The organism is Duganella sp. Root336D2 (assembly GCF_001425005.1).
Lineage (GTDB): Bacteria > Pseudomonadota > Gammaproteobacteria > Burkholderiales > Burkholderiaceae_D > Rugamonas.
This window is the reverse complement of sequence record NZ_LMDB01000012.1, coordinates 180421-205081: the sequence shown is the minus strand read 5'-3', so window position 1 is coordinate 205081 and position 24661 is coordinate 180421. Positions and strand designations below refer to the sequence as shown.

Annotated in this window: 20 protein-coding genes; 2 read left to right on the top strand and 18 right to left on the bottom strand. The window is 64.2% G+C overall.

Annotated features, from left to right (window positions below):
• Positions 1–2: 2 nt before the first annotated feature.
• From ASD07_RS11030 to ASD07_RS11005, 6 genes are all read right to left on the bottom strand, one after another.
• On the bottom strand, positions 3–1796 hold the full coding sequence (locus ASD07_RS11030; protein WP_055929425.1) for a CIA30 family protein: 1794 nt from the start codon (positions 1794–1796) through the stop codon (positions 3–5).
• 90 nt (positions 1797–1886) lie between these two features.
• On the bottom strand, positions 1887–3170 hold the full coding sequence (gene waaA, locus ASD07_RS11025) for a lipid IV(A) 3-deoxy-D-manno-octulosonic acid transferase (protein ID WP_055929423.1): 1284 nt from the start codon (positions 3168–3170) through the stop codon (positions 1887–1889).
• Positions 3171–3172: 2 nt separating this feature from the next.
• A complete protein-coding gene (gene waaC, locus ASD07_RS11020; RefSeq protein WP_055929420.1) occupies positions 3173–4138 on the bottom strand; it encodes a lipopolysaccharide heptosyltransferase I in 966 nt (321 codons plus the stop codon).
• The gene (locus ASD07_RS11015) at positions 4139–5518 is read right to left on the bottom strand and encodes a phosphomannomutase/phosphoglucomutase (protein WP_055929416.1); all 1380 of its coding nucleotides are present in this window, start codon (positions 5516–5518) and stop codon (positions 4139–4141) included.
• A gap of 33 nt (positions 5519–5551) precedes the next feature.
• Positions 5552–5866, bottom strand: coding sequence for an H-NS family nucleoid-associated regulatory protein (locus tag ASD07_RS11010; RefSeq protein WP_055929413.1), 315 nt, complete (start codon positions 5864–5866; stop codon positions 5552–5554).
• A 52-nt stretch (positions 5867–5918) separates the two neighbouring features.
• Complete coding sequence (locus ASD07_RS11005; protein ID WP_055929410.1) at positions 5919–7016, bottom strand: glycosyltransferase; 1098 nt, start codon at positions 7014–7016, stop codon at positions 5919–5921.
• Between the two features lie 221 nt (positions 7017–7237).
• Here ASD07_RS11005 and ASD07_RS11000 point away from each other — a divergent pair, with 221 nt between their 5' ends.
• Complete coding sequence (locus ASD07_RS11000) at positions 7238–8083, top strand: symmetrical bis(5'-nucleosyl)-tetraphosphatase (protein WP_055929407.1); 846 nt, start codon at positions 7238–7240, stop codon at positions 8081–8083.
• Here the strand turns inward: ASD07_RS11000 and ASD07_RS10995 are convergent.
• Genes ASD07_RS10995 through ASD07_RS10965 form a run of 7 tightly spaced genes read right to left on the bottom strand, consistent with a single transcriptional unit; the run spans position 8080 to position 13076 of the window.
• Complete coding sequence (locus tag ASD07_RS10995; protein ID WP_055929404.1) at positions 8080–8562, bottom strand: hypothetical protein; 483 nt, start codon at positions 8560–8562, stop codon at positions 8080–8082. The two genes, ASD07_RS11000 and ASD07_RS10995, sit on opposite strands and share 4 nt — an antisense overlap.
• On the bottom strand, positions 8559–9356 hold the full coding sequence (locus ASD07_RS10990; protein ID WP_055929401.1) for a 1-acyl-sn-glycerol-3-phosphate acyltransferase: 798 nt from the start codon (positions 9354–9356) through the stop codon (positions 8559–8561). Before ASD07_RS10990 ends, ASD07_RS10995 begins: the two co-directional genes overlap by 4 nt.
• Positions 9337–10641 (bottom strand): dihydroorotase, encoded by a 1305-nt coding sequence (locus ASD07_RS10985; protein WP_055929397.1) that lies wholly within the window; start codon positions 10639–10641, stop codon positions 9337–9339. The genes ASD07_RS10990 and ASD07_RS10985 overlap by 20 nt, the downstream gene beginning before the upstream one ends.
• A gap of 2 nt (positions 10642–10643) precedes the next feature.
• Positions 10644–11609, bottom strand: coding sequence for an aspartate carbamoyltransferase catalytic subunit (locus ASD07_RS10980; protein WP_055929394.1), 966 nt, complete (start codon positions 11607–11609; stop codon positions 10644–10646).
• Positions 11602–12123, bottom strand: a complete 522-nt coding sequence (gene pyrR / locus ASD07_RS10975; RefSeq protein ID WP_055929391.1) for a bifunctional pyr operon transcriptional regulator/uracil phosphoribosyltransferase PyrR — start codon at positions 12121–12123, stop codon at positions 11602–11604. The genes ASD07_RS10980 and pyrR overlap by 8 nt, the downstream gene beginning before the upstream one ends.
• Entirely contained in the window at positions 12110–12508 is a 399-nt protein-coding gene (gene ruvX / locus ASD07_RS10970) for a Holliday junction resolvase RuvX (protein WP_055929388.1), read from the bottom strand. The genes pyrR and ruvX overlap by 14 nt, the downstream gene beginning before the upstream one ends.
• Complete coding sequence (locus ASD07_RS10965; protein WP_229207118.1) at positions 12501–13076, bottom strand: YqgE/AlgH family protein; 576 nt, start codon at positions 13074–13076, stop codon at positions 12501–12503. Before ASD07_RS10965 ends, ruvX begins: the two co-directional genes overlap by 8 nt.
• A 184-nt stretch (positions 13077–13260) precedes the next feature.
• On the opposite strand from ASD07_RS10965, the gene ASD07_RS10960 reads away from it, so the two are divergent.
• Positions 13261–14643, top strand: a complete 1383-nt coding sequence (locus tag ASD07_RS10960; RefSeq protein WP_055929382.1) for a deoxyribodipyrimidine photo-lyase — start codon at positions 13261–13263, stop codon at positions 14641–14643.
• Here the strand turns inward: ASD07_RS10960 and ASD07_RS10955 are convergent.
• From ASD07_RS10955 to ASD07_RS10935, 5 genes are read right to left on the bottom strand one after another with little or no spacing between them, the layout of a single operon-like run.
• Positions 14622–15185 carry a YdcF family protein gene (locus tag ASD07_RS10955; protein WP_055929379.1) on the bottom strand — a complete coding sequence of 188 codons (564 nt, stop codon included), beginning with the start codon at positions 15183–15185 and terminating at the stop codon, positions 14622–14624. The genes ASD07_RS10960 and ASD07_RS10955 overlap by 22 nt on opposite strands.
• A gap of 60 nt (positions 15186–15245) precedes the next feature.
• Positions 15246–21320 (bottom strand): Hpt domain-containing protein, encoded by a 6075-nt coding sequence (locus tag ASD07_RS10950; protein ID WP_055929377.1) that lies wholly within the window; start codon positions 21318–21320, stop codon positions 15246–15248.
• Positions 21321–21355: 35 nt separating this feature from the next.
• Entirely contained in the window at positions 21356–23683 is a 2328-nt protein-coding gene (locus ASD07_RS10945) for a methyl-accepting chemotaxis protein (protein WP_055929374.1), read from the bottom strand.
• Positions 23684–23740: 57 nt separating this feature from the next.
• On the bottom strand, positions 23741–24289 hold the full coding sequence (locus ASD07_RS10940; RefSeq protein ID WP_055929372.1) for a chemotaxis protein CheW: 549 nt from the start codon (positions 24287–24289) through the stop codon (positions 23741–23743).
• 3 nt (positions 24290–24292) lie between these two features.
• The gene (locus ASD07_RS10935) at positions 24293–24658 is read right to left on the bottom strand and encodes a response regulator transcription factor (protein ID WP_055929369.1); all 366 of its coding nucleotides are present in this window, start codon (positions 24656–24658) and stop codon (positions 24293–24295) included.
• Positions 24659–24661 lie beyond the last annotated feature (3 nt).

Below are 24661 nucleotides of genomic sequence, written 5' to 3'. Positions count from 1 at the left end.
CCTTACTGCAGCATCAGGCGCACGTCGGAAATCTGGAACCGGTAGTCCCCGGTCTGCGGCCCCGCGTTGAAAGCAATCATTGTAATCGCGCTGGTGTCGATGCCTTTGAATCCGGCCAGCGGCAAGCTCACTTCCTGCCAATCGGCTGCGGCCTCGAACGGCATGCTGACCGGAATCTGCCCGGCACGCGACATGATTGCCACCGCATAGCGCTTGCCATCGCCCTTGACGCGGAAGCGCAGAACCTTGACCGCGCTCAGGTCGGCCGCCGCCATCGGCGAAGTGCCCGGCATGAAGGCCAGGCCGGCCCATGGGAAGGCAAAGCCGGGCTGCACGCTGGCCTTCACGCTGACCGCAGCATCGTCGACGTAGTCGACCTGCACGCTCGACTTGCCCCCCAGGATGGCGTCATTGGAAGGCATCCAGCCGGCGCCGAAGGGGCTGTCCAGCTTGTCCCTGGTGAACAGGCTGATGCGGCCATCGGCCGGCATCTGCGGCGGCACGCCTTTCGAATTCAGTTCCTGCATCACCAGTGCCTGCTTCTTCGCGCGAAGCGGCGATACGATCTCGCCATCCTTCCACACTTCCACGATGCGCCGTGTCGCCAGGATATCCTTGCTCGGGTCGCCATCGACCAGCACCACATCGGCCTTGTAGCCCTTGGCAAGCTGCCCGCGCAGGCCGAGCCGGAAGTACCTGGCCGGCACCGAGGTTGCCGCTGCCAGCGCCTGTAACGGTGTCAGGCCCGCCTTGGTCAGCGCCAGCAGCTCATGGTGCAGGCTCGCGCCGTACAGCGTACCCGGATTGCCGGCATCGGTGCCTGCCAGCAGGGGCACGCCTGCGTCGCGCAGGGCGGCCACCACGGTATTCGGTGCGGCCAGGATGGCAGGACGCGGCTCCTTGCCATGCAGGGTTTCCAGGATCGCCACCTGCTCCTTGTCGAGCAGCGCCGTCAGCTGCCGGTCGCCAAGCAGCTCTTGCGGCGGCAGGCCGGCGACACTCTCCATCACGCTAAACGTCGGGATGATGAAGGCCTTATGCTGCCTGGCCAGTTTGACGAAGGACTGCAGTTCGGCGGGAGCGATCGACGCTGCGGTGAACAAGTGCACCAGGCCGTCGGCGCCGGCTTCCAGGGCGGCGCGCGCATCGCCGAGCTTGGAAATATGCACCACGGCCAGCTTGCCGCGCTTGTGCGCGGCCGCCACCAGCGCCTTGACGGTCGGCACATCAAGGCTGTTCATCGGATGTCCCGGCCAGCCCGGTTCCAGCACGATCTTGATGAAGTCCGAGCCTTCGGCAATGCGGGCATCGACCCAGGCCTGCGCTTCTCCCGGCTGCTCCAGGGTCGGGATCGGAAAGCCGTACTCGGTGCCATGGCCGCCCGGCACGGTGGCCAGGATGCCGGCCGAGAAAACGTCGGCAGCATCCTTGTTCTCTCCTTTTGCCATGCGGGCGTGGATCGCCTGCATGCCCTGCACCGGCATGAACATGTCGACCTGGGTCGTCACCCCAAACAGCAGCGGCAAGTCGAGGTAGCGATAGGCATGCACGTGGGAGTCGATCAGGCCCGGCATCAGCGTGCGGCCGGTGCCCTCGATAATTTTTGCGCCGGCGGGCGCCTGGCCCTTGAAGTCGGCGCTGGCGATCTTGCCGCCTTCCAGCAGCACGCTGCGCCGGGCATGCACTTCCCGGCCGTCGAAGACGCGGACATCCTTGATCAGGGTGGTTTCAGCTGCCAAAGCAGGCAGGGCGCAGGCCATGCTGGCGGCGATCAACAGCTTACGGAACGATTGCATTGCGGTCTCCTTGGGTTCAGGTGAACGCAGTATCCGCTTTGCCCTCGCTGCGCACCAGGACAGAATGCCATGACTTCGTCATGACATTTGTCACTTCAAATCAGGAAGCAATGCAAGCGTGCGCGCGGTGGCGCCGCGGTGGGTATTGGCGAAGGTCAGCGCATGCGCGCCCATCGCGCCTCGCGCCGTACTATCGGCCAGCAGGCGCACGGCCTGCTGCATCAGGCCATCGCTGTTCGGCACCCGCACTGCGCCGCCTTGCTGCAGGCAGTCTTCGGTGGCTTGCGCGAAATTGAAGGTGTGCTCGCCGACGATGATCGGCTTGCCCAGTGCCGCCGGTTCGATCAGGTTCTGTCCGCCCAGCGGCTGCAGGCTGCCGCCGATAAACGCCAGGTCGCAGGCCGAATAGTAGGCGAACATTTCACCCATCGAATCGCCCAGCAGCACCACGGTGGAAGGATCGACGCTGGCGCCGGCTTGCGCCAGCGCCGTACGGCGCTGCAGCGACAGGCCGCGCTCGGCCACCATGGCCGCGACTTCGTCGAAGCGCTGCGGATGGCGCGGCACGAGCAGCAGCAGAACGTCCGGTGGCAGCGCTGCGCGCGCAGCCTGGAAAGCATCCAGGATCATGCCCTCCTCCCCTTCGCGCGTGCTGGCGCAAAGGAAGACCGGGCGCACGCCGATCTGCTGGCGCAGTTGCGCGCCGGTTGCCAGCGCAGCCTGCGGGATGACGACGTCGAATTTGATGCTGCCGGTCACATTCACATTGCTGGCGCCCAGTTCGCGGATGCGCAGCGCATCGGCTTCGGTCTGTGCTGCCACCAGGGTGATGCCCTGCGCCGCATCGCGTATCACCTTGCCGAAACGCTGCGCCTTGCCCAGCGAACGCTCGCTCAGGCGCGCGTTGGCCAGCACCACAGGCACTTGTTCGCGCTGGCATTGCAGGATCAGGTTCGGCCACACTTCCGTCTCCATCAGGATGCAGACGCGCGGCTCGAAATGGCGGATGAAGCGCGCCACCAGCAGCGGCATATCGTATGGCAGGTAGGATTGCACCACACGGGCGCCATGCTTGCCGAACAGGCTCTTGCCGGTAGCACGCCCGGTCGGCGTCATGCAAGTCAGCACGATGCGCGACTGCGGGTATTTCTTCAACAGGGCATCGACCAGCGGTTCGGCTGCGCGTGTTTCGCCCACCGATACGGCATGCACCCAGATGGTGGCCGGTTCGTCGTTGGCGGCGCGCGCGCCGTAAATGCCCAGGCGCTCGCCCCAGTACTGGCGATAACCCGGCTCCTTGCGCCCGCGCCACCACAGGCGCCCCAGCACCAGCGGCAAAGCCAGCCACCACATGAACGTGTAAAAAAGTCGCATGCTCAAAGCAGGCTCTTGGCGGCGGCCAGCACTTCAGGCACGCCGGGCGGCGAACCTTTGTCGCCAAGGTTGATGATGCGCGGCGACCAGTTGCCTTCCGTTTTCCAGCGCGGCGAGTCGGCGTAGATTTCCACCACCGGGCGCGAGAAGGCCGCTGCGATATGGGTCAGCCCGGTGTCCACTCCCACCGCCAGCGCAGCACGGCGCGCCAGCATGACGGCGTCGGCCATCTGCAGTTTAGGCAGCACGCGGGCATTCGGGATGCCGGCAGCCAGCGCTTGCGCTTCCGCCTTTTCCTTGTCCGAGCCCCAAGGCAGCAGCACCGGCATCGGCGCCAGCGCCCTGCCCAGTTCAGTCCAGTTGGCCGGCGCCCATTTCTTGGCATCGCGCGCAGTGCCGTGGAAGAACACGGCGTACGGCTCGTCGCCCATCCAGTACGGGCGCGCTTCGCCGGCCGGCACTTCGGGCAGGCCGAAATCGGCCGGATAGTCGACCTTGAAGCCCAGTGCGGCGCCCACTACCAGGCGGCCGCGCGCAACGGCGTGCGTACGCGGGTCGAGCGGGATGCTCCTGCTGTGGAAAATGCGGGAAATGCCTTCGTAGCCCGAACCTTCGCTGCCGTTGGCAAGGCCGACCTTGTTCCTGCCGCGCGCCGCGCCCATGATGACGCCGGTCTTCAGCAAGCCCTGCGTGTCGAACACATAGTCATACTGAACCTCGCGCAGCTGGCGGAAAAAGGCGCCGATCTCGGCGCGCGTTTCCTTCTTGCCCAGGCTCTTGCGCCAGCGGCGCAGGCCCCAGGGCAGGATATGGCGCACCATGGGGTTCAGGCGCACCAGGCTGACATAGCCTTCCTCCACCACCCAGTCGATGTTCGCGTCCGGGAAATGGCGCTTGATGTCGGCCACGATGGGCATATTGTGCAGCACATCCCCCAGCGAGGAGACGCGCACGAGCAGGATATTCATTCAGAACGGCAGTTGCGCATCCGGCTTGGCAGCCAGGATCACATCGCGGAACTGGCCCTGGATGCGCGCCAGCGCGGCCGGCGATTCCGCCTCGAAGCGCATCACGATCACCGGCGTCGTATTCGAGGAACGTGCCAGGCCGAAGCCGTCGGCATATTCCACGCGCAGGCCGTCGATATCGATGACGCGTTCATTGCCCGGGAATTTCGCTTCAGCGGCCAGCTTGGCCATCAGCGCGTAATTCTCGCCTTCGTTCAGTTGCAGTTGCAGTTCCGGCGTGCTGTCGGACTTCGGCAGTGCGTTCAGCAGCGCGGAAGGATCGGCGTGGCGCGTCAGGATTTCCAGCATGCGAGCGCCGGCATACAAGCCGTCATCGAAGCCGTACCAGCGATCCTTGAAGAACACGTGGCCGCTCATTTCGCCGCCCAGCGGGGCGCCGGTTTCCTTCAGCTTGGCCTTCACCAGCGAATGGCCGGTCTTGCACATCAGCGGCTTGCCGCCCGCCTGCTCGATGTAAGGCGCCAGGTGGCGCGTGCATTTCACGTCGTACAGGATCTGGGCGCCCGGGTTACGGGACAGCACGTCTTCCGCAAACAGCATCATCTGGCGGTCCGGGAAAATGATCTGGCCGTCCTTGGTCACGATGCCCAGGCGGTCGCCGTCGCCGTCGAACGCCAGGCCGATTTCGGCGTCGCTATCCTGCAGCGCCTGGATCAGGTCTTGCAGGTTTTCCGGGTGCGCGGGGTCCGGGTGGTGGTTCGGGAAAGTGCCGTCCACTTCGCAGAACAACTCGACCACTTCGCAGCCCATGGCGCGATACAGGTCGCCTGCAAATGCGCCGGCCACGCCATTGCCGCAGTCGACGGCGATCTTGACCGGGCGTGCAATCTTCACGTCGCCGATGATGCGCTGCAAATACTGTTCGCGGATGTCGTGGGTGCCGTAACTGCCGGCAGCGGCCGCCGGCTGCAGGCCCGCTTCGATGGCCTGGTACAGGGCGGTGATGGCATCGCCATGGATCGCCTCGCCCTTCAGCACCATTTTGAAGCCGTTATAGTCCGGCGGGTTATGGCTGCCGGTGACCATGATGCCGGAACGGGTGTCGAGCACCTGGGTCCCGAAATACACCATCGGCGTTGCCACCACGCCCAGGTCGATCACGTCGACGCCGGCGGCCTGCAGGCCCTGCGCCAATGCAGCGATCAGGCCCGGGCCCGACAGGCGGCCGTCACGGCCGATCACCACGCTGCGTTCTCCCTTCGCGGCGGCAGCCAGGCCGAAAGCGTGGCCAATGGAGCGTGCCACGCCTTCGTCCAGTGTTTTACCGATAATGCCGCGGATATCGTAGGCTTTGAAGATGGATTTGGAGAGAGCAACCATAGAAACTAACAAGACAAATATTAAAAAGCTGGCTCAGATGCGCAGGTCGTCAATCGACTTGCCGCCCTCGACCCAGTCCTTGACCCATTTCGGCTGGCGGCCGCGGCCGGTCCACTGCTCGCTTGCATTGGCGGGATTGCGGTAGCGCGCTTCCACCTTGCCACCCTTGTTGCGCGTGCCCGGGAAACCGGCCAGCAATTCCTTCAGCGGCACGCCGGCTTGCAGGGCGATGGCGAATATCTGTTCGCGCGCCTTTTGCTTATCCATACCCTCGCGCTGCTTTAATTCGCGCTTAATCTGTTCCTGCAGGTCGCGCAATTCAGCGGATGCCAGTTTCGACAGGTCCATCTTCCTATCCTTTAATTTGATTTCGATGCCTTGAAATATACACGAAATCGGCTTAACGGATTTTCTTATGTCGAATCATCCAGCGCGGCGCTTTAAATCGGACAATGCGCGCATATAGCCAGACATAACTCGCAATAAATAGCAGGCAGAACAGCATGAGCACCCAGGTATAGCGCCAGAATACCGTGGCGGGAATAACCGCCATCAGCGAAAACATCCACAAATAAGGCGAGGTCATGGAATTGCGGCGCACCAGGGCACGCGCATCCTTGCGGCCCACCGCCCATTGCACCACGCGCCGGAAAATCAGGCTGTGCAGGTGAATGCCGTCCGGCATCGCGGGCGAGGTACCGCGGATGAAGAAGCGGCGATAAACACTGAACAGGGTTTCAAAAGTGGGATAGATTAATAGCAATACGGCATACCAAGTAGAAACTTGCGGATTGCGCATTACCAGCATCAGGGCCAATTCGCCCAGCATAAAGCCGATAAAGTAAGCGCCGCCATCGCCCAGGAATATTAGCCCGACCGGATAATTCCAGATCAGGAAACCGGCGGTGGCGCCTGCGACCATCAATGCCGCCACCAGCACAAACATATCATTGACCTGCAGCGCGACATAACCAAGCGACAACAGCATGCAAATCGTCACCACGCTGGCCAGGCCATTGAATCCGTCGATAATATTGATGGCATTGGCAATGCCGGCCACCGCCAGCACCGTCAATGGCAAGGTCAGCCACAAATAGGGAACCGGCGTGGTGGAGAACATCCAGTCGATGCGATCGATGCGCGCATCCATCAGGAAATAGGCGAGCAAGGCGGCAAACATGGTCAGCAGCAGGCGGCGGCGGGCGCTGACCTTGCCCGTATAGTCTTCGACAATGCCGCCGAGGAAGGCAAACATCGCGCACATGATCAACGACAGCATCCAGCTTGTCATGACCGGCACGCGCCAGACCGAAACGCAGGCGCTCAGCGCAACGGCCAAAAAGATCGACAGGCCACCGATGCGGGCCACGTGGTGGGCATGCACTTTCTGTACGCCACCGAAATCAGCATCTAATGCGGGGCCATGCAACCGCACTTCCTTGATGACCCACAGGGTCAAGAGTGCAGACGTGAAAAAGCTCACGAGGAAGGAAAACATTTGTTCTTATCAGTATAGTGAGCCAGCCGCTATTGTCGCAGCGCAGCAAGAAAGATTGCTCGCGCGCTAAGCGGCGATTGTACCGTATGCGTGCGGGGCGACGGGAAATTCTAGCCCATAGCGTTGCGTCTAAGGTATTTACTTACCAATTGATACTTCTAGTGCAGCGCGCCCGGCCCTGCGCACCGCCGGCGAGCGCGATCATGCGTTATCCTAATGCGATGAAAACATATGCAGTCGGCGACCTGCAGGGTTGCCATGGCGAGACAGTCACCCTGGTCGAAAAGATCCTGGATACCGAACACGCCGCCGGAAACGACCCGCCCGCCATCCTGTTTTGCGGCGACCTGATCAACCGCGGCCCCGATTCGCTGTCTACGCTGCGCTATGTGCAGGCCTTGAGCCAGGGCAGCGACGGCCGCATCGACGCGGTGCTGGGCAACCATGACTTGCACCTGCTGGCGGTCGCCAACGGGATCCGGCCCGAATCGAGCTCCGACACCATCGAGCATATCCTGGCGGCGGCTGACCGCGAGGCGCTGCTGCACTGGCTGCGCCTGCGCCCGATGGCCATCATGCGCCTGGAGCACCTGCTGGTGCATGGCGGCGTGCTGCCGCAGTGGACGGCGCAACAGGCCATGGCGCTGGCCGGCGAAGTGGAAGCGGCCTTGCGCGGCGACCAGTGGGTCGGCTTCCTGCGCGAGATGTACGGCAACCAGCCCGATCGCTGGAGCGACGACTTGAGCGGCGCCGCGCGCCTGCGCTGCATCGTCAATGCCCTGACCCGCATGCGCTTCTGCAGCGCCACAGGGGTGATGGACTTCAAGATGAAGGAGTCGGCGCACGCCGATCCGTCGAGCGGCCTGATGCCGTGGTTCGAAGTGCCGGGCCGCCGCAGCAGCGATACCACCGTGGTGTTTGGCCACTGGTCGGCGCTGGGGCTGCGCATCATGCCGCGCCTGATCGCGCTTGACAGCGGCTGCGTGTGGGGCGGCAAGCTGTCGGCCGTCTGCCTCGACGACCGCAGCCTGCTGCAGGTCGATTGCCCGGAATACCGGAAGGTTTAGTGCTTCGGCCTGCCCTCGGCCGGGGCCGAGGCCTGGGATTGAGCCAGCCCGTCGGCTTTGCCCGCTTCGCCAGCGCCTTCCGCCGCGGCGGGCGCCTCGCCTTCGGCCGCTGCCGCAGCGGCCGGCGCGAACGTGGCCGCCATCAGTTCCTTGTACGCTTCCGACCTGCGCAGCGGTTCCAGGTTGGCGCTGCCCTTGATTGCCTCTTCATCCGTAAAGCCGTTGACGATTGCCGTCTCCAGCGACGCGATGGCGGCATTCTTGCGGCCCAGCTGCGCCTGGGCCTGGGCCAACAGGAAAAACGACTCGGCTTCCTTGGGCGCTTTCAGCGTCGCGGCATACGCCTTGTCCGCCGCAATGCCGTAATTCTTTTGCGTCAGGCTTTCCGTCGCCTGCGTGCGCAAGGCCTTAGCATTGGTGAAGGTGTCGCCGCAGGCCGCCAACAGCAGGCACGCTGCCAGCACGCTGATCCTGGTCATGCTGATTGCTCCTGTAAAGTTTCCGTCTCCGGCACGATGCCCAGCGCGGCGCCGATCGCGGCGTGGGTCGCAGCCGCCAGTTCGCGGCGATGGGCGCCTTCGCCCGGTAACGCTTGCAGCACGGACAGGCGCGCCCGCACCGGCTTGCTGTCGAGGATATTCACCACGCTTTGCACGAAAGTCATGTCGCCGATGAAGTCCACCGAGGGATGGGGCTCGCCCGCCGGGTCGACATAGGACAAGGCAAACGGCTGCACCGGCACCTTGCCATCCACGGCCGCCTCGAACAGGTTGGCGTGGAAAGGCAGCAGCGTGCCTTGCGCAGCCGTCGTTCCCTCGGGGAAGAAGGCCACGCGCTGGCCGTCCTGCAGGGCGTGCACCAGGCCCTTGAAAATATTGCGCAGCTCGCGCTTGTTGCCGCGCGCGATGAACACAGTGCCCGCCTGCGCCACCAGCCAGCCGGCCAGCGGCCAGTCGCGGATCTCCGACTTGGCCACGAAGCGGCATGGATACAGCGCATTGATGACGAAGATATCCAGCCACGAGATGTGGTTGCAGACGATCATGCCCTGCTCCAGCGGCGCCGCGCTGCCCGGCGCCATCTGCACGCTGACGTTGCAGATCGCCAGCAGCTGGCGCGACCAGCGCCGGATATGGCCGTTGCGCTTTTCCGTCCCGATGAAGGGGAAGATGAACGCGCAAATCGCCATGCCGGCCAGCAGGTGCACCGCCACGCGCCCGATGCGCAGCACCAGGCGCCAGTCAAGATTGCGTTTAGCTTGCGGTGCGCTCATATGCCACCCGGCCCGCAACGATGGTCGCCTGCACCTGCCCCGCCAACTCATAGCCGAGGAACGGCGTGTGCTTGCCCTGGCTGGCCAAAGTGCTGCCGCTGACGGTCCAGCGCGCGGCCGGGTCAAACACCACCACGTCGGCCACGCTGCCCACGCCCAGCTGCCCCGCTTGCGCCAGGCCTGCCACGCGTGCAGCTTCGCAGGTGACGCGCGCCACGGCGCGCGAAAGCGCGTCGTCCCTGCCCTGCGCCGCGGCGTAATCGTCGGCCCATTTGATAGCCAGCGACAGCAGCAGCTCCAGGCCGGTGGCGCCCGGCGAAGCTTCGCCGAACGGCAGCAGCTTTTCATCGTCGTCGCACGGCGTGTGGTCGGAGCACATGGCGTCGATGGTGCCGTCCAGCAGCCCGGCACGGATCGCCTCGCGGTCGCGCTGGGTGCGGAACGGCGGGTCGACGCGCGCATTGGAGTCGAAGAAGTTGATGTCGGTGTCGGTCAGGTGCACGTGGTGCGCGCCAACGTCGCAGGTGATCGGCAAGCCTTCCGCTTTCGCCGCGCGCACCAGCTCCAGGCCGGCGGCAGAGGACATGCGGCACAGGTGGACCTTGGCGCCGGTCGAACGCATCAGCTCGAAGATCGTGTGCAGGGCGATGGTTTCGGCCATCACCGGCACGCCGGACAGGCCCAGGCGCGACGCCAGCGGGCCGCTGTGGGCCACGCCGCCGCGGCCAACGTAGGCGTCCTGCGGGCGCAGCCAGATCGTAAAACCGAAGGTGGCGGCGTACTGCATGCAGCGCTGCAGAACGGTGGTGTCCCTGATCGGGGATTCGGCTTGCGAGAAGCCGATGCAGCCGGCGCCGGTCAGCTCCACCAGCTCGGTCAGCGCTTCGCCTTTCAGGCCGTGCGTCAGTGCGCCCAGCGGATGCACGTGGGCCTGGTTCAGGGCATTGGCGCGGTGCTTGAGCATTTCGATCAAGCCTGGTTCGTCGAGCACAGGGTCGGTGTCGGGCGGGCACACCAGGGAGGTCACGCCGCCCTGCACTGCCGCCTGCATTTCCGATTTCAGCGTGGCCTTGTATTCGAAGCCGGGTTCGCGCAGCCGCGCCGACAGGTCGACCAGGCCCGGCGCCACCACCTTGCCGGCGGCATCGATGGTGCGCCCGGCCGTGAAACCGGCCGGCGGGGTGCCGATGGCGGCAACCTTGCCGTCCACGATATACAGGTCTTGTTTGGAATCGATCTTGTTGGCCGGATCGATCAGTCGGCCGTTTTGGATAAGTACGTTCATTTTTATGCTTGCGTGCCTGCCAGGATGCTCATCACCGCCATGCGGACTGCGATACCGAAGGTGACCTGCGACAGGATCACCGCTTGCGGGCCGTCGGCCACGGCGGAGTCGATCTCCACGCCGCGGTTCATCGGGCCCGGGTGCATCACGATGGCGTCCGGCCTGGCCAGCGCCAGGCGCTCCGGCGTCAGGCCGTAGGCGCGGAAGTACTCGCCGGCGGACGGCAGCAGCGCGCCGCTCATGCGCTCGTTCTGCAGGCGCAGCATGATGATCACGTCCACATCCTTGAGGCCTTCGTCCATGTTGGTGAAGGTGCGCACGCCCAGCTGCTCCAGGCCGCCCGGCAGCAGGGTATGCGGGCCGATGGCGCGGATTTCAGGCACGCCCAGGGTGGTCAGGGCGTGGATATCGGAACGGGCCACGCGGCTGTGCAGGATGTCGCCCACGATCGCCACGCGCAGGTTGGTGAAATCCGTCTTGTAGTGGCGGATGGTGTACATGTCCAGCAGGCCCTGCGTCGGGTGCGCGTGGCGGCCGTCGCCCGCGTTGACCACGTGCACGTGGTTCTGCCTGGTGTCGTGCAGGTGCTTGGCGATCAGGTACGGCGCACCCGACTGCGAATGGCGCACCACGAACATGTCGGCGTGCATGGCCGACAGGTTGTCGATGGTATCCAGCAGCGACTCGCCCTTGCTGGCGGAAGACGCCGCGATATTCAGGTTGATCACGTCGGCCGACAGGCGCTTGGCCGCGATCTCGAAGGTGGTGCGGGTACGGGTGGAATTCTCGAAGAACAGGTTGAAAACGCTTTTACCGCGCATCAGCGGGACCTTCTTCACTTCGCGGTCGGAGACGGACACGAAGGAGGAGGCGGTATCGAGGATCTGGTTGATGATGGCCTTCGGCAGGCCCTCGGTCGACAGCAGGTGCTGAAGCTCGCCGTGTTTGTTGAGTTGCGGATTAAGCATGGTTCTGTTCAATAGTCAGGGAAAACTTTCCGTCGCCGCCCTGCTGCAGGCGCAGGGCCTGGCCCGGCGCGCAGCGCGTGTGGGCTGCCACGAAATCGGCAGCCACCGGCAATTGGCGTTCGCCGCGGTCCACCAGCGAGGCGAGCATGATGCGCGCCGGGCGGCCGTAGTCGAACAATTCGTTGATGGCGGCGCGCGTGGTGCGGCCGGTGTAGAGCACGTCGTCCACCAGCACAATGGTGGCGCCATTGACGTCGAAGCCGATATGGGTCGGCTTCACGTCGTGCGGCAAGCCCTTCTTCGCGTAGTCGTCGCGGTAGAAGGACACGTCCAGCACACCCAGGCGCGCAATCAGGTTCAGGTCCTTGGCCAGGCGCTCGGCGATCCAGGCGCCGCCGGAGTGGATGCCGACGATGGCCGGGTCGTTGGCGCCGGCAATGCCGGCCTTGACCTGCTCGAGCAGGCTGGCGTACAGCGCTTCAGCGTCAAGCAGTTGGGGATCAGTGTGGGACATATTCGTCAAAGTATTGTTGGAGGATGATGGCAGCGGCGCGGTCGTCGATGATTTCGCCGCGCTTGGCGGCAATCATCGCCGACGAGTAGCGCTCGTCGACCAGCACCACGGGAAGATTGAAGCGGCCGTTCAACTGATTGGCAAACTTGCGGCAGCGCGCCGTCATTTCGTGCTCGGCCCCGTCCGGATGGAACGGCAGGCCCACAATCAGCCTGGTCGGCCCCCATTTATCGATCAGGGCCTTGATCTCGGCGAAGCGTGCATCGTTGACCGTGGATTGAATGACGGCCAGGGGACTGGCCTGGCCGATCATCGTGTTTCCCATTGCGACACCAACGCGTTTGATGCCGAAGTCGAAGCCTAAGACAGTTTCCGGACTATGCATGACCCGCTTCAGAGTTAAGCATCAGGGGGTCGAAGCCCAGCAGTTTGATGGCGGCCTGGTAGCGCTCCTCGATCGGCACCTCGAACACGATGCGCGGATCGGCGGCCACGGTCAGCCAGCCATTGCGCGCCAGTTCGTCTTCCAGCTGGCCGGGGCTCCAGCCCGCGTAGCCGATCGACACCATCATGCGTTCCGGGCCCTGGCCGCGGGCCACGGCTTCCAGCACGTCGATCGAAGTGGTGAAGGCGACGTCATTGGTCACCGTCAGCGAAGACGAATAGTGCGCGCCCGGGGTATGCAGCACAAAACCGCGGTCGTCCTGCACCGGGCCGCCGAACATGATCGGCTCCGATTCCAGGTGGCGCTCGGCGGCGGACGACACTTCGAGGTCGATCCGGTCGAACAGCACTTCCATGGTCATATCGGTAGGCTTGTTGATCACGACGCCCAGCACGCCGTTCTCGTTGTGTTCGCACACATACACGACCGTGCCGCCAAAGATCGGGTCATGCATGGATGGCATGGCAATCAGGAAATGATTTGCCAGGTTGAGCGCAGGGGCAGTCATATGTGCCTTTAGCTCCTTCAGTTCACTAGTTTCCGGTAACAATCCCGGCACTGGCATGCTTCTGGTCAATTTGACTTTTTTCATGATTGCTCTCAATGCAGGACTGTTAAGTGTTCTTTACTGTAATATCCGCGCTGCAACTGTCGGATATACCCACAGTTTACTATGAATTGCTGATCCAGCCATGAAAAACGCCCTTGTCTGGTTGCGCCGGGACCTGCGCCTGTTCGACCATGCCGCCATGCATCATGCGCTGGCCTCTGCAGGGACAGTGTACGTGGCCTTTATTTTCGACCGCGCCATCCTGGATGCGCTGCCGGCAGCCGACCGGCGCGTCGAGTTCATCCACGACACGCTGGCCGCGCTTGCTGCCGAGCTCGACGCGGCAGGCGGGCACCTTATCGTACGGCATGATCTTGCCGAAACAGCAATCCCAGACCTCGCTGCCGAGCTTGCCGTCGATGTTGTATTTGCCAATCACGACTATGAGCCGGCGGCTATGGCCCGCGACGCCAGGGTGGCGCGCAGCCTGCGCCAGGCCGGGCGTGAGTTGCGCACCTTCAAGGACCAGGTGGTATTCGAACGCGACGAAGTGCTGACCCAGGCCGGGCAGCCGTTTTCCGTGTTCACGCCCTACAAGAATGCCTGGCTGCGCAAACTGGAAGCCGATCCGTCGGTGCTGGCGCCGTGGAGCGTCGAGCCGGGGAGCGCGCGCCAGCCGGGCCGCTTTGCACCGGGCCGCAGTACACTGCCCTCGCTGGCCGACATCGGCTTCGAACGCACCAACCTGCACCAGCTGGGCATCGGCAACGGGCTGCAGCTATTCGACGAATTCCTGGGCAGGATTGCCGATTACGGCGCTGCGCGCGATTTCCCTGCCGTCAAGGGCCCGTCCTACCTGTCGCTGCACCTGCGCTTCGGCACCGTCTCGATCCGCCACCTGGTACGCAGCGTGATGACCATGGCGGCGCGCGGCGCGGCCGGCGCAGGCGGTGCGGTGTGGCTGTCGGAGCTGGTCTGGCGCGAGTTCTACATGCAGATCCTGTTCCACCACCCGCATGTGGTCGACGGCGCCTTCAAGCCGGCCTACGACAAGATCGCATGGGAAACCGGCCCCGCAGCCGACGAACTGTTTGCAGCATGGTGCGAAGGCCGCACCGGCTACGCACTGGTGGATGCCGCCATGCTGCAGATCAACCGCACCGGCTATATGCACAATCGGCTGCGCATGGTGACGGCATCGTTCCTGTGCAAGGACCTGGGGATCGACTGGCGCCGCGGCGAAGCTTACTTCGCGCTGCACCTCAATGATTTCGACCTGGCAGCCAACAACGGCGGCTGGCAATGGGCATCGTCCTCCGGCTGCGATGCGCAGCCCTACTTCCGGATCTTCAACCCGGTCACGCAATCGCAGAAGTTCGATCCGGAAGGAAAATTCATCAAGCGCTACCTGCCCCAGCTGGCAGGCCTGTCGGCCAGGGAGATCCACTTGCCGCGCAACCCGATCGTCGAGCACGACGAAGCCCGCAAGCGCACATTGCAGCGCTACGAAGTGGTCAAGAAGTAAGCCGCGTAGCCGAGCAGCTCGCGCGGGATCGAATAGAGGTCGCGCAACTCGGCGTAGCGTGCATGGCTATGTCCGGCGACCTGCACGCCGGCCCGTTCAAGGGCAAGCCGGGTGCGCGGCACATGGAAGTACTGCGTCGCCACCAGCACCGACTTCAGGTCCCTGGCGCGCATGAAGGCAGCCGCGTTGCCGGCCGTCGCCCTGGTATCCAGGCCTTGGCTGTCGACGACGATGGCAGCCCTTGGCACGCCATTCTTTGCAAGATAGCCGGCCATCACTACCGCTTCGTCAAAGCCTTCCCTGCCCAGCCCTCCGCTGACGAATATCAATGGCGCACGATGGCCGCGATACAAGGCCAGCGCGATATCGAGCCGCGCCCGCAGCCGCGGGCTGGGCGTGCCGTCCGGCGCCACCGTGTTGCCGGGCACCACGATCAGGTCGGCGTCGGCCTGCTGGTCGCTGCAGCCCGCAACGACGATCACGCCGCAGCCCAGCAGGAAAACGCCGGCAAGCAGCGCGGCAAATAGCTTGAACAGTCGCATTCGATCGGATAAAAAAAGGGCAGGCGCGATGGCCTGCCCTGTTGTGCGCTACTGCACGCCTCAAGCGCGTTGCGGCAGCAGGCCCGCGATGGCGCCCAGCAGGATATCTTCCTGGAACGGCTTGCCGAAGTAGGCATTCACGCCCAGTTGCAGCGCGTAGTTGCGGTGCTTGTCCGCCGAACGCGAGGTGATCATGATGATCGGGATCTCCTTGGTGCGTTCGTCGCCGCGCACGTTGCGGGTCAGGTCAAAGCCGTCCATGCGCGGCATCTCGATGTCGACCAGCATCAGTTCCGGCAGGCGGTCCTGCAACTGCTCCAGCGCATCCACGCCGTCCTTGGCCAGCATGACGTGATAGCCTTCGCGCTCCAGCAGGCGCTGGGTCACCTTGCGCACGGTGAGCGAATCGTCCACCACCATGACAGTGCCATGGGCGCGCGTCTGTTGCACAGGCTCGGCGACGCCGCCGGCGGGTGCCGGCGCCGGGGTTGCCGAGGTACGCGGCGCCAGTTCCGGATGCTGCGCCACGTGCAGCTGCAGCGCCACCGGATTCAGGATCAGTACGATCTCGCCCGAACCGAGCACGGTTGCGCCGGCGATGCCGGGCATGCGCGACAGCTGCGGGCCGATGTTCTTGATAACCACCTCGCGGTTGCCGAGGATTTCGTCGACGTGCAGCGCGACGCGGTCGGTACCGTTACGCAGCATCATGACCGGCGAAGAACGCTGCAGCAGCGGACGCGCATCGCCGTCGCCCAGCAACGTGGCCAGGTAGCGCAGCGGCACGTGCTGGCCGTGGTGTACCACGGCGCCTTTGCCGGTAGCTTCAGCCAACGCGCCTTCCTTCAGCTGCAGCACCTGCTCCACCATCAGCGCAGGCACTGCATGGGTGCGGCCGCCGGCGGAGATCAGCACCACCTGGGTCACTGCCAGCGTCAGCGGCAGGCGGATCGTGAAGCGCGAACCCTTGCCTGCTTCGGTGAAGGTTTCCACGCGGCCGCCCAGGGCCTGCGCCTCGGACAGCACGATGTCCATGCCGACGCCGCGGCCGGCCAGTTCGGTCAGCGTATCGGCGGTCGAGAAGCCCGGCTGGAAGATCAGGTTGGACGCTTCGGCGTCGCTGACCACCTGGTCTTCAGCCAGCAGGCCGACGCTGCGCGCCTTGTTGCGGATGCGTTCCAGGTCCAGGCCAGCGCCGTCGTCGCTGAACTCCAGCACCACTTCGTTACCCTGCTGGCTGACCTGCACCAGCAATTCACCGGTCTCGCCCTTGCCGTGTTCGACCCGCCGTTCGCGCGACTCGATGCCGTGCACGATGGCGTTACGCAGCAAGTGTTCAAACGGCGCGGCCATGCGTTCCAGAACGCTACGGTCCATTTCAACGCCGCCGCCGCGGATGTCCAGGTTGACGCGCTTGTCGGTTTCTTTGGCACCCTGGCGGGCGACGCGGAACAGACGTTCGGAAACGCTGTTGAACGGCACCATGCGCACGCGCATCAGGTCTCGCTGCAGGTCGCGCGTCATACGCGCTTGCTGCGTCAAGTCGCCGGTGGCGCCGTCGATGGAACGGATCAGGCCTTCGTGGAAGGAGGCCACGTCGCTCACCGACTCGGCCATCATGCGGGTCAATTCCTGCAGGCGGGTAAAGCGGTCGAACTCGAGCGGGTCGAATTCGCGCTCGCCGGCAATCGACATACGCGAAGCGATCTGCGATTCAGCTTGCATTTCGACTTCGCGCAGCTGGCGGCGCAGGCGATTCAAGTTTTCCTGGAAGTCGGACACCGAAGTGCGCAGCGAGGTCACTTCGTTTTCCAGGCGCGAACGGGTGATCGACACTTCACCGGCCTGGTTCACCAGGCGGTCAAGGATGTCTGCGCGTACACGCACCAGAGGCGAGGCCTTGGCGCCGCCTTCCGCCTCGTCGCCAGCGCGTGCCGTTGCAGGCGCTGCGGCCAGGCGTGCGGCAAGTGCGCTGAGCGAAGGCTGTGCCGCACCCTGGGATGCAGGTGCGCCTGCTTCACCGGCAGGTGCTGCAGCGGCGGCTTGCGCGGCAGCCATGGCGGCGGCGTAGGCTTCCGGATTTTGCAGTTGTTCGAACAGCAGCAGCGCGTGGTCATAGTGCGCCATCAGCTCGTCGAACGAGTGCTGCGACGCACTGCCTGCGTGCACCATATTTTCAATGTGCGTTTCGATTTCGTGCGCGTGCTGGCCAAGGCGCATTGCACCTGCCATGCGGGCGCTGCCCTTCACGGTGTGCAGCACGCGCTGCAGGCTGTGGGCGTGACTGAAATCGGTCGGCTTGGCGTGCCAGGCGCGCAGCGACTCGCCGATCTGCGGCAGCAGGTCGGTGCCTTCTTCCAGGAACACTGGCAGCAGGTCCGGGTCCAGTTCGTCGTGGATGTCGGACGGGCTGGCGCCCAGCAGGTGCGGGGTTTCCGGCAGTTCGACGACCTGCACTTCGCTTGGCGCAGCGTGGTCGAGGTCGACCGCATCTTCTTCGATGGCTTCGCCCGCGGCCAGTGCGGTGGCGTCGATGGCGTCGACTTCGATTGCAGCTTCGGCCACCGCGGCATCGGCTTCGGCCAGCAGCGCTGCTTCGTCAATTTCTTCGATCGCCGGCGCGGCTTCCTCGATTGCAGGTGCGGCGATTTCCTCGGCGACCGGAGCAACGATTTCTTCGGCGACGGGCTCAATGATTTCCTCGACGACCGGCGCGGCGATTTCCTCGACGATTGGTGCCGTGCTTTCTTCGACCACCGGCTCAGCGATTTCCTCGACCACCGGTGCCGTGATTTCCTCGACCACCGGCTCAGCGATTTCTTCGACGATCGGTGCCGTAATTTCCTCGACGACCGGCTCAGCGATTTCCTCGACCACCGGTGCCGTGATCTCCTCGACCACCGGCGCGGCCTGCTTCAGCTCCGGCGCGTCGAACGCGTCATCAAATGCGGAATCGAACAGGTTGTCGATGTTGCCGCCTTGCGCGAGCACTTCAGGTGCCGGCTGCTCGACGCTTTCGGCCGCTGCCGGCGCTTCGGTAACCAGGCTGTGGTAGGTATCGCTGAACAGGTTGTCCAGGCGCTGTTCCAGCTGCACGCCCTCAGGCTCGCCCACGATGCTGTCCAGTTGCTCGTCGAGCTCCTTGTCAACTTCCGGCGGATGCGCCAGATGCTCGCGCAGCTTATGCAGCGCCTCGATCAATTCCGGTTGTTCTGGCGGCAGTTCGCCGGTGGCGAAGCTTTGCAGCATCTGGCGCACGCGTTCGATGGTGAAGTCGAACAGGTCGTGCTGCGCATCGTCCAGGTGCGGTGCCGGCGGCTGCAGCTCCTGCAGCGTGATTTCCAGTGCATAGGACAATTCGCGCAAAGGCTTGAAGCCTACGGTGCCGGAAGTGCCGGTCAGGGTATGCACGGCATGCAGCGCTTCCGGGTTGACCGCACGCTGCTCGTGGCGCCACTCGCCGAAATCCTGCGACAGCAGGCGTACCAGTTCGTCGGTCTCCGCCATGTAGATGTTGTACAGCGGCAGCGGGATCGCCAGGCGTCCCACGAACTTCATATTATCTTCCGCCGGCGGCTCTGGCGGCGTAGGCGCGGTAGCAGTCGGGAACTCGATGACGTTGGTCGAGCGGGCCGGGGCAGCCTCTTCTTGCGCCTCGAATACGAGCGGCTCTTCGAGGGTCAGTTCGGCCTCTGGTTGCGACACTTCGATCGCTTCCAGGTCGAAGACCGGGTCGGCGGACAGCGCTTCGACCGGCTCGGCAGGCGCGGCCTCGGCTTCAAGCGGCGCAGCGGCTTCCTCGGCCACCTCGATCGCTTCGATAGCAGCTCCTGCGTCTGCTTCAGGCGCAGCGACAGCCTCGGTGCCGGCGGCCGGACGCTCGAACACGCCGGTGTCCTGCAGGCGCGTGGCGGCGTCGACGATCGGTTTTTCCTGGCGGGCCGAGTTGCCGGTGGTGGCCAGTTCTTCCACCCAGGCCGACATTTCTTCGCTCGCATAATTGAGCAGCGCGAACAGGTCTTCCGAGGGGCGGCGCTCTTCCGCCAGCCACAGGTTCATGACTTTTTCGATCGCATGCCCGCCGTCGCCGAAGCGGTTCAGGCCCACCATGCGGCTGCTGCCCTTCAGCGTGTGGAAGGAGCGGCGCAGCATGGTCATGGTGTCGAGGTTGGAGATCTCGCTGTGCGGACGCGCCAGCGTCTCGCGTACGAAGGCCAGCACTTCCTGTGCTTCGCCAATGAAGATTTCCAGCAGTTCCGCTTCGACTGCCTCGTCGCCGGCAGCGCCGGCTTCAGGGACAGGCGCCGTCAGCACCGGTTCAGGAGCCGCTTCCGGCTCCGGCAGTGCTTCTTCCAGCACCGGGATCGACTCCGGGCCGGAAATTTTCTTGAACGGCACGGCGCGGAAAGTGCCATGTTCCGGGTCGAACGCAAAGCGCTCGCGAGCGCCGGAAGGATTCTGCGCCAGCATGTCGACGAAGAAGCCCAGGGCACCCACGTTCTGGGCGATATCGTCCAGCGCCTTGGCTTCATGCGCCTGGTCGAACTGGCCCGATGCCAGGCGGCCGATTTCGATGCGCACGTGCGCAGCGGCGTTCATCGCATCATCCTGGTCCAGGATGGCGCAGGCGCCGTGCAGCTGGTGCAGCACCTTGTCCAGGTCCGACAGTTCGCCGCGGCGCGCCGGATCGGTGTAATACTCGTCCAGCATCTTTTCGACCTGGCGCAAGCCGGTCTTCATTTCCAGCGCGAGGGCGACAACGGTGTCCTCTTCGTGCAGCTGGCGGGCCAGGCCGCCCTGCCATTGCGCCGGTTCCGGCGCGGTGCCACCGGCCGCCAGCGCTTGCAGGCGCGCCGCGATGGTGTCGGCGTGGGCGTTGAAATCGTCCGGCAGGTGGCGGATCTGGGCAATGCCATGTTCGGCGAACAGCAGCGCCGTCGCCATTTCCAGTCCCAGCGCCTCGCTGCGGCGGGTGCCCAGGGTATTGCGGGCGGATTCAGCCAGCTGGCGCAGCAGCGCCGCCAGCGCGCCCAGGCCCAGCATTTCGCTGGCCACGGCCACCTTGGCCAGGGACTGGCCGAAATCGTTATCGAGTTCCGCGCTGTTTTCGTTCTGCTCGATGCGCTGCCACACCGAACGCGCGTGGGCAATACCCTCGCGCGCCGCAGCCAGCGATGCATCGTCGATACGGCCATAGCGGCGCGTTTCGAAATCGTGCGGCACCATGCCATCCAGCGCATAACCGGCGCGCAGCTGGCGAGCCAGCGGCGGCAGGTGTTCCGGATCGGCCGAGGCGACAAAGAACAGCGCCTCTTTCAGCACGTTGTCCGGCAGTTCAGGCGAACCGGCCGACAGGCGGCGCAGTTGCAGGTTGATCAGGCCGAACAGCTGCTTGACGTAACGGTTGCTTTCCTGCTGGCCGTTCACCACCAGCTCGGCGAAGGCTTGCATGGCGCGCCAGAATACGCGCGCCTTGTGCTCGCCCTGCTGGTCCGCCACATCGGTGATGGCAGCCTGCAGCGCGGCGGCGTGGATAGCCTGGGTGCCGGCATCGGCCGCCTTCAGGTAAGGCAGCAGCGCGCGTTCAAAACGCTGGCGCAGCGCCTTGTAGTCCGGCGTGCCGGTTGGCGCACCGGTCGACGGCAAGGCTGCCGGCAGTTCCGGCACATACGATACGTCAGGGAAGAACAGGTCGGCCGGGTGGACCCGGTCGATGCCCAGCAAATCCTGGATATCGCGGAAGAACGGGAACAGACGCACCGGCTGGAACGGGGCGCCGGACAGCAGCTCCTCCAGGAATTCCACCAGTGCCTGGTACATATTGGCCAGCAGCTGGGCATGGTCCGCAGTGCATTTCAGCGTGCCGTCACGCATGCGGTCCAGCACCACTTCCGCCAATTGCGTCAGCAGCGCCACGCCGTCCACGTCCACCATCTGCAAGGCGCCGTGCGCCTGGTGCAGGTGGGACTTGGCGTGCATCAGCGCCGTGGTCTGGTCTTCCGCATCACGCCCGCCGGCTTCGAACAGCGCCGTGCGGGAACGGGCCAGCGCTTCGCGGATTTCACCCATGACCCAGGACAGCGGGCCGGTGTCGTATTGCGGCAAAGCGGTGAACGAAAGATCAGGTTTGCTCATAGATTCTAAAAATTAAGCGGCAACTTGGGCACTAATCAGGCACCAACACGGAATCGCGACACGGAGTTCTTCAACTCCTGCGCCAGCGCAGTCAGCTTGCGAACCGAACTGGCGGTTTGCTGGGTACCGTCCTGGGTTTGCTGCGTTACCTGCAGGATGTGCTGCATATTGTGCGCCACGCCGTTAGCCGACGTCGCCTGCATGCCGGTCGCGTAGGAAATACCCTGAATCAGTTCCGCCAGGCGGTTCGAAACCTGCGAGATGTCCTGCAGTGCAGTACCTGCCGCGTCGGACAGCTTGGCACCTTCAACCACACCCTGCGTGGATTTTTCCATAGCGGCTACCGCGTCGTGGGTGTCGGTCTGAATGGTCTTCACCAGCGCACCGATCTGCTTGGCCGCTTCGGCGGAACGTTCCGCCAGTCGCTGCACCTCTTCCGCAACCACCGAGAAGCCTCGGCCTGCTTCACCTGCCGATGCCGCCTGGATCGCCGCGTTCAGCGCCAGCACGTTGGTCTGTTCGGTAATGTCGGAAATCAGCTCGGTAATCTCGCCAATCTCCTGCGAGGATTCACCCAGTCGCTTGATGCGCTTCGAGGTTTCCTGGATCTGCTCGCGGATCTCGTCCATACCCTTGATCGCGTTCTGCACCGCGTCCGCACCCTGGCGTGCCGCGTCAACCGACTGGCGCGCAACGTCCGCCGATTCCGACGCGCTACGCGACACGTCGGTAATCTCGTTGGCCATCTTCACAACGGTGTTGGATGCCTCCTGGATCTCTTTCGACTGCGCTGCCGATGCTGCCAGCAGGTCGTTCGAAATGCCTTGTGCGTGGCTCGATGCGGAAGTAACCTGTTCGGCGGTAATCGTCACACGGCCCACCAGGCCGCGCAGCTCTTCCACGGTGTAGTTGACCGAGTCGGCAATCGCGCCGGTAATGTCTTCGGAAACGGTTGCCTGCACGGTCAAGTCACCGTCCGCCACTTCCTGCAGTTCGTTCATCAGGCGCAAAATTGCGGCCTGGTTCTGCTCGTTAATGGCCTTGGTTTCTTCTTCCTGCTGCTGCGCTTTCTGGCGCATCGCTTCCGCTTCCAGGCGGCGGCGCTCGGAAGCGCGGCCACGGCTCTGGGAATCGAGCAGCAGCACGCGGCCGATCGCGGCAGCGGAGACCAGGGTCACCAGCAAGCCCACCACCATCAGCCAGAACGAGATGCCCAGCGAGTCCTGCTGCTCGCGCAGCTTGGTCTGCAGGTTGGCGAAGTTGGCACGCACGTCTTCGTTCTCGTTGAACAGCAGTCGTTCCGCGCTCTTCGCAGCGGAGAATTTTTCCAGACGGTCCAGGATGAACTTGACCAGTTTGTCGTAGTCCTCGAAGCCTTTTTTCAGCGCTTGCAGGTTTTCGCGGGTCTCGCCATCCTTCACCGCTGGCAGGCCAAGCTGGTCGCTGCCGGCCAGGAAACCGTCCACGGTCTGGCGGAACACGGTGGCGTCGCGGCCCAGCTGGAAGGCGGTTTCGGAGGAAGAAATGCCGCCTTCGGTCAGGAAGGCCGACGCGCTGCGGCTCATGCGCTGGGTCAGCATGCCCAGCTTGCCCAGTGCCGCCAGTTCCTTGGCGTTGCCGCCCTGCTTCAGGCGCGCGGCCGAGACTTCCTCGGTCAGCGACAGCAGGTCAGGCGACATGGCGTTCAGTTTTTGCAAGGTCTCGTCCAGACCGGCCAAGTCCCATTTGTATTTGGCGATGGTGGAGGCAGCCTTGTCGGACGCCGTCCACTTCTTGCGGGCGTCGTTCAGGGTCGGCAGCACCGTGCCTGGCGCCGACAGGATCGAGTGGCCGGCATAGCGGCCGCCTTCGGCCAGTGCCAGCAGAGCGCGATTCAGTTCGCTGCGGCTGTCTTCCAGCTGCTTGATCGCCTGCTGGTTACCTTTAATCGCGTTCGGCGCCGCCTTACCGATACGCTGCGAGTGCATCAGCACGTCGGAAGCGATCTGGGTACGGGTCGACGTCACGCCGCTGTTGTACGCGTTCCATGCCACGAAGACCACCGACAGCAGCAGGGATACACCGAGCGTGGTGGACAGCAGGCTCAACTGGCGTGCGCTTGGCAGGTGGCCGATCAGCGGCAGCTTGACGTTGGCCGCCGCTTCGCCCACCGAGCTGGTACGCAGGCGCTGCAGCAGGCCGCGCGTACCTTCCGCCGCTTCCGGGGTGACGCCTTCGGTCGCTGCCGGTTGTTCAGCCGTAGCAACAGCCGCTTCCGGCGGCGTGCCCTCGTACTGAGAATTGTTAAAGCTGGCAAACTCCGAATTGGAACCCAGCTCGGCGCTGGTCTCCGGCGCGGAGCGCGACAAGAATTTAAATGCCATTACTACGTCCCCCGATAGCTTTCGATAATGTTGCGCCTGCCCGATGGCAGCACGCGATTACAGGCCGATTTGCAGGAACCGCGCATCGTGCACCAGTTGGCCCAGGTCAAGCCTGGTCCACTGTTGCCCTTCACGGTCTTTGAATTGCTGGCCACCCCAGGCAGCTTGCCCGCTGTCCGCCGGTGCTTCCTGCACCATTTCGTCCAGGTTGCGCAAGCCAAGCACGCGCCCGGCCAGGATTGCGACATTGAAGCTGAGGTGGGTGGCCAAGGTCACCAGGCGGCTGTCCGGACCTGGCTGGGTGCCCGCTTCGCCCATATAGCGCGCCAGGTCGACCACACCGACCAGGTTGCCGCGAATATTGGACAGACCGCGGTACCAGTCCTGCGCCAGCGGTACCGCCGTCACGGCCTGGAACGGCACGATTTCGCCGACCTGGGTCAGGTCCAGCAGGCAGCGGCGGCCGCCCAGCAGCACGCCCAGTTCGCGCCCGGCATTGCTCGTGCCGGCCTTGGCGGCCTGCATGCGCTCCAGCAGCGTCACTTGGTACTGCCGCAGGCGGCTGCGGCGTTCAGCGCCGGTCGGCGCCTGCTGTTCGGTCGTCATCGCTTAACCGAGTGCGGCAATCTTGGCCAGCAGCTCGGCTGCATCGACCGGTTTGACCAGATAATCCTTGGCGCCCTGGCGGATGCCCCAGATACGGTCGGTTTCCTGGTTCTTGGACGAGCAGATGATGATCGGCACGTCCTGCAGCTCAGGATCCTTGGCGATGGCGCGCGTGACCTGGAAGCCGTTCTGGCCAGGCATCACCACGTCCATCAGGATCAGTTGCGGCTTGTCGGCCTTGATCTTTGCCATGGCTTCTTCGCCGTTTTCAGCGGTGGAAACGGTGAAACCGCTGCGCACCAGGATGTCGGTCAGGTAATAACGCTCGGTAGGCGAGTCGTCTACGATCAGGATTCGTTGAATGGCCATGCT